We start from the raw sequence: 4,810 nt of genomic DNA, 5'->3' as shown, positions 1-4,810 counted from the left end.
TGACGCAACCTCAGACCGGCCGACAGTCGGCGCTACGTCCGTCAAGCGAAAGTAACATCCTCAGATGAGGCAATACGAGAGCCAAATTTGAACGCCGATTGACAGATTGGACTACGCCCGAGTTGCTCGACCTGCAGATTCTGTTCCTCCGGGCCGCGCGCGTCGTCGACGATCGGAGCCTGGACCTACCCATGCCTTTGCGCGGCCTGATTGCCAGCAAGCTGGAGAAATCCGGCGTCCCAGCGCCGCAGACCGCAAAAATCAAAGGGTTCGTTCCGATCGGACGATCCGACCGGGGCAGTCTGTACGACGAGTCACTCCCTCCCGGTCTGATCCTGATCGAATAGACATGCGCGAGGCCCGCGCCGCTAGCGGCCATGCCGCCGCGCCGCCGAGAAGCGTGATGTCAAGCACTGTCGCCGCCGCAGCGGTTTAAAGCCCATTTCTTCCTTGAGGCGTGTTCCGATCAGCTTGCGGCCAAGCCGGACCCTGCCGGCGTGGCGGTAAGTCCCAGGTCTGCCAGCACATCGAGCAGCCGCTCGAGTGCTGCGCGGACCTCGGCACCAAGTAAGTTGAATTTTGCCTTTGCCATTTCCTTTTATCCAAACGCTTATGCCGTCCTCGCGCAGGCCGCTTCCCATAGGCGCCCGTGGCGCGAGCAAGCCTATGCCAGTGGCTGGACGGTGGACACTTCCCCGGTTCGCTGCCCCGTTGCCCCGAGGTTGCAGCCCAAGCGCGTTCCTCAGCCAGCTTCAGGATAAATACGAACACGGGAGCCGCCGTCCGTCTCCTGCAGCTCGGCCCTGTAAGGCACGCCGCGGATGTTGATATATGTCGGGCGCCCGACTTCCGGCATCCGGCGCTCCCCCTCTAGTACACGAACAAGGTAAGTCGGAAGCCAGCGTTCGCGGTGCTGCCACCCCCCGCGGATAAGAAACCCAAGATCCGCGACGGGCTGACGGGATGGCCCAGCTTCATTCATCGGCCTCGCGCGAGGATGATGGATGAGACGAACGTCCCTGCGCCCTGCCGGCCCAAACGTGGCCGAGTAATGCTCGCCGTTGATCGCGAACCGGCTTGGGCCGAACTGGTTCGGCAGGAGATTGATGTTACTCAGTACGTCGATCAGGACTTCTGAGGCCGGTTGCGAGCCGTGGCGCCAGCCCTCGCCGACGATAGGTCCGATATCCAGTAGATCCTGAGGGGCCCCTGATGGCCCGACGAACGACGGCGGTCTGGCGAAGTCAGGCGCCGGCGCAGAGTGAGCATCGTCCCGCAATTGATACGGTGTGGGCGGATTCAGGTTAACCAGTGGCTCTAGACCGCCGTAGATGTCTGATGACGGGGCTCTGGCAGAGGATGGCTCGGGTTCTTGCATCTGCTCCCTAAACCAATCCCAAGCTCCCGCGCTCGGGGTGGCCGGCGTTGCGGGAAGTCCTTGCGACGGGCTGGGCTGTGGGCTATGGCGCAGTGTGAGCGTGGATGTCGCGGGTTCTTGCATCGCCTCTCTAAACCAATCCCAAGCGCCCGCGCTCGGGGTGGCCGGCGTCGCCGGAAGCTCCTGCGGCGAAGCGTTCTGCCGAGCGCCTTCCCCGGCGAGCGGACGCGCGTGCTCAGGAGGAGGCAACCCTAGCGCTCTGTTCGCCTCGAGGACTTGTTGGTATCGCCGAAGCCTGAGCAAATCGGCATTGATTTTGGTGTCCTCGGTTTGCTGCCTGTACTGTTCAACATCTCGGGTCAGCCCATCGTCATTGAGTCGGCCAGCCATGGCCCCCTTGTCGCGCGTTTGCAGCCAATCACTCAGCCTGTAAAGGCGGCGTGCGTGTCGATCGACAGTCTCCGGCTCAATCCTGTGTGTCGCCTTTTCCGCGCTGGCCCACATGTCGATGAGGGTTGCGTCTGCGGGATAAGGAACAAGGCGGCGGATATCGACTGACAACGTTCTTCCGGTGCCGACGTCGCGGAGCTTTTTCAATGCCGCTTTGATGCGCCTGCTGCGATCATTCGCATAGGTTTCCACATCGTCATCCAAGCCAGCTTCCAACTCGGGGTTGCCAATTCGATCCGCGATTGATGGCCTCCCGTTCTGGCTAAGGCGGGCGCTCAAATGGCGCAGATCGGCTATCGCGTTTTTGATGGTGCCGTCGCCCAGTGGTTTGGTGCCGTCGTCCTGGGTGACACTGGCTTTGCTTTTGAAGTCCTCAAACAGCGCCTCGTCCTCCTCAGGGACCCCGCGTGTTCGGCCGGGCTGCTTGGCGTAATCCACGCGAAACTTCGTTGAAAGGATCTCTTGCCGAGCCGTGGAGCCAGACGGCTTTTCGCCGTGGCTCGCCCCAAACGCCTTTCCAACCCCTGATTTGATACGCGACCACAGTCCGCGATTTTTCCTGTTCTTCGTCTCAGTCGCGGGCTGCTCCTCAGATGGCAGGGTATAGCGCGTACTGCTGAACAGATCATCCCGCAAATTGGACCGCGGCGATACTTGGGCCGAAGCTCGAAAGTTAGCGCGGGGGAGGTCCACGCTGTGGCGCGTGCTGCTGAACGAGTTGTCCCTCAAGCGCGAGTGTGGCGGCATCCGCATTGAACCGCCGAGGGCACCGCGCCGGAGTCCTTCACCGCCGTCTGCGGGACCCTCATCAGGCGAACTAGACTTTGCGGAGTTCTCATCAGACGAATTGAGCTGCAACTCGTCCATTTGCTGTTCAAAGCTTGCTTGCGGGCTCGTGGTGCCCGATTGCTGCCCCACCTGCGGCTGCTGATAGTACGCTTGCGCGAATCCTTCCACATCAAAATCAAACAGGTTGAAATTGTTATTCGTTCGCTCCATGGCACCTCACATCACATAGCAAAGCTCGTATCTGGCGCACGGCAAGGTGATTGAGTGAAAGCGATGGAATTTTCGGCCGAGAATCCGGCTGCCGAAGCCTGAAACCAGCACACAATCACCATCATTTGCCGCGGCCGAGACCGCCGCCAACGCCTCCGATTACTCCGAGATCAAGCACTCCGATGTTCATTCCTTCATGATAGGTGGCGTCGCCGTCTAGATATCGAGGTTCTCATCCTAAGAGAGTTAGCTGTTAAGAAGCTGACGAGTGTCAGAAGGGCACAATGTGAAAATGGCGCCGGCGTTGTTTCTCAAGAAATATGCGGTGCACGTGCCACGTGATTTTCGTTCAAACCACGTATAAGGCCGTCCCGACACGGCACGTCGGATCAATACGAGCCTTCCCGTGGCACATCGTGAATGACCATGATCGAGCTAGATCAATCATGGCCTCTCGATCAAGCGCTAGGCTCGATCGGGAGGCACGCCGCTCCCAGTTTAAGCACGCCTCCTGCGCTACGCGCCCATCGGTACTGTCCGAACTATCCTGATAGCGGGCACACAACCTCGCCAATCTTTCGGAAACCATGCGCCGCAAGCACTCCGATGAAACCTCAAACACTCTTGTATCACGGGAGCTCTCCACATGTAGAGCCCGACTCAAGGCGACGGCTGTAGCATCGCTAATAGCTCGAGATCGCGGAACATGGTGTAATTCCGCCGGATCCACTGATGCAACTCGCTGGACGAATCCTTCTCGTCGCGAAGATATCCCGTGAATGAGAAGCTCAGTCGGTCGACGTAAGTCTTTAGAAATACCGGTAGCGCCGAAAAGCGGAGTACACGGCCGCCATCCATGGCGTCAGGTAACTCTCCGCGCAGCACGAATTCGTTGTGGACGGTGACCAGCGCCCCCGGCGGAATCCGCCGCCGCAGCATCTCATAGCTGCGCGAGGAGGCGCGGTCGCTAGCGGCGACGAATAGGATGATGGGGGCGACACGGCGACCGAGCGCCTCCTTCATGAGGCCGATCTCCTCGCACATCTTGAAGAATTCATCGAAGGCATGGAAGCCGAGGTCGATGACCTTGGCCACTCGGTCGTGCAGGATAAGCCGGTCCATCAGCTGCATCTTGCCGTAGGTGTCGATCACATCCGCCGTCTCAGTGATGTTAGGGGGGTAATCGACGAGTGACGGCTCCTTCAGGTTGACGTCGAAGGAGAGCGCAGAGCCGTTCTTCAGCAGCAAGAACTCGCTCAGAAGACGAGAGACGAGGGTCTTGCCGACCTGCGGGGTCGGAGAGCAGATGATGTAGACGGGCGTGGCTAACATCGAGCGAGTTTCGTAGGGGGTTCAGGCCTTCAATGGGCGAACGAGCGATTATTTTTCGCCGCCGCCGGTCACTGACTTGGCGCCTGCCACTTCAGTCAAGTTGATGCGATCATATTCGCGCCACACATTGGCGAGCCAGTGCCGGACATACCCGCGCAGCACGAACGAGTAGTTCGCGGCCTCGTCGTGCCGGCCCTTGTTGGCTATGAAGTCGACGAACGGGACGGAAGCAACTTCGACTTGCTCATAGGCCATCTCATTGAGCTTAGGGATCGTCAACTCGGTCGCGTTCTTGATTCGGTGGAAATAGGAGATGTAGGTCGACTGGTCCCACTGGAAGAACTGAGTGTCGTTGATGAAGTTCTTGACCAGAAAATATTTTGCACCAGCCATGAAATTGGCGGTCTCGGCGATCTCGTCCAGGGAAGCGATGGAGGATCCCAAGGTATGGAATACGGCAAAGGTGATCTGGCCAGACCGCGCAGCATCCAAAAAGCCGATGTCGCGCAATGAAGCCAGCGCCTTGGACAGTAAGCCTGCTGCGGGCGTCGATCACAGTGACGGATAGCCCTAACAGTCTGCTGAAAAACGTGAGGAATGAAGCGTTTTTTTTCTGTTGAGGAGGCCTCGTTGGGCTGGCGCGTCCGGGAG

The 4,810-nt window shown here is 59.3% G+C and carries 4 protein-coding genes and 1 pseudogene; 1 reads left to right on the top strand and 4 read right to left on the bottom strand.

Annotation, left to right across the window (positions count from 1 at the left end):
• Positions 1 to 122 precede the first annotated feature (122 nt).
• Complete coding sequence (locus AC5ZG1_RS43530; protein ID WP_028169375.1) at positions 123 to 347, top strand: hypothetical protein; 225 nt, start codon at positions 123 to 125, stop codon at positions 345 to 347.
• Between the two features lie 119 nt (positions 348 to 466).
• Here AC5ZG1_RS43530 and AC5ZG1_RS43525 read toward each other — a convergent pair whose 3' ends face one another.
• From AC5ZG1_RS43525 to AC5ZG1_RS43510, 4 genes and pseudogenes are all read right to left on the bottom strand, one after another.
• A complete protein-coding gene (locus AC5ZG1_RS43525; RefSeq protein ID WP_283807062.1) occupies positions 467 to 592 on the bottom strand; it encodes a hypothetical protein in 126 nt (41 codons plus the stop codon).
• Between the two features lie 150 nt (positions 593 to 742).
• Positions 743 to 2,827, bottom strand: a complete 2,085-nt coding sequence (locus AC5ZG1_RS43520; RefSeq protein ID WP_245287708.1) for a hypothetical protein — start codon at positions 2,825 to 2,827, stop codon at positions 743 to 745.
• A gap of 660 nt (positions 2,828 to 3,487) precedes the next feature.
• Complete coding sequence (locus AC5ZG1_RS43515; RefSeq protein ID WP_496136482.1) at positions 3,488 to 4,159, bottom strand: hypothetical protein; 672 nt, start codon at positions 4,157 to 4,159, stop codon at positions 3,488 to 3,490.
• Between the two features lie 48 nt (positions 4,160 to 4,207).
• Positions 4,208 to 4,730: pseudogene (locus AC5ZG1_RS43510) on the bottom strand (hypothetical protein); the annotation flags it as partial.
• Positions 4,731 to 4,810: the final 80 nt, after the last annotated feature.

The organism is Bradyrhizobium sp. Leo78 (assembly GCF_059512425.1).
Note: the sequence above shows the minus strand (reverse complement) of the source record. Positions and strands in the feature narration are given on the sequence as shown.